1 protein-coding gene and 1 pseudogene are annotated in these 506 nt (G+C 43.7%); both read left to right on the plus strand.

Going from position 1 to position 506, the window contains the following annotated elements; all coding sequences use genetic code 11:
- Positions 1-237 (plus strand): zinc ribbon domain-containing protein (locus R7R24_RS30705; RefSeq protein ID WP_318095942.1); only part of this gene is annotated, 237 nt, incomplete at its 5' end.
- 119 nt (positions 238-356) lie between these two features.
- Positions 357-506, plus strand: a pseudogene (locus R7R24_RS30710) (deoxyribonuclease I); the annotation flags it as partial.

Genomic DNA, 506 nt, shown 5'->3' on the forward strand with positions numbered 1-506 from the left:
CGACCACACGGAAAAGAGTGGCGGGGCGTCATGGAATCCGTATTTGGTATTCCTGCCAACACCACACACCGCTTTGAAGTTACCTCAGTCCAGGGTAAGACGTTTGAGTATCGTTGCGGCTGCATGACCTACCCGCTCTCGATTCGCCGACATAATAAAGTTCTGCGCAAAGAGGCAACCTACTCCTGTAAAAAATGCCACCAGCCTTTGAATTTTACAGGTGTTCAACTTTCTTAATTTCGCCGGTGAGAAACAGCGGCGATCACTTGTTTGTTTTTATTATTAACAGACTCATTACTAAAGCCAATCTCTGAGTGGTAGAATGATTAAAGTCATACTTTTTAAAGACTTTAATCATGAAATACTTGTTTACTCTGTTTCTCTTTGTTCTTTCTAGTTCCGCTTTTTCTGCCCCTCCTAGCTCATTTTCTGCCGCCAAACGTGAAGCGGTGAAAATCTATCAAGACCACCCAAGCAGTTTTTACTGCGGTTGTGATATCCAGTGG

The organism is Vibrio sp. 704 (assembly GCF_033339295.1).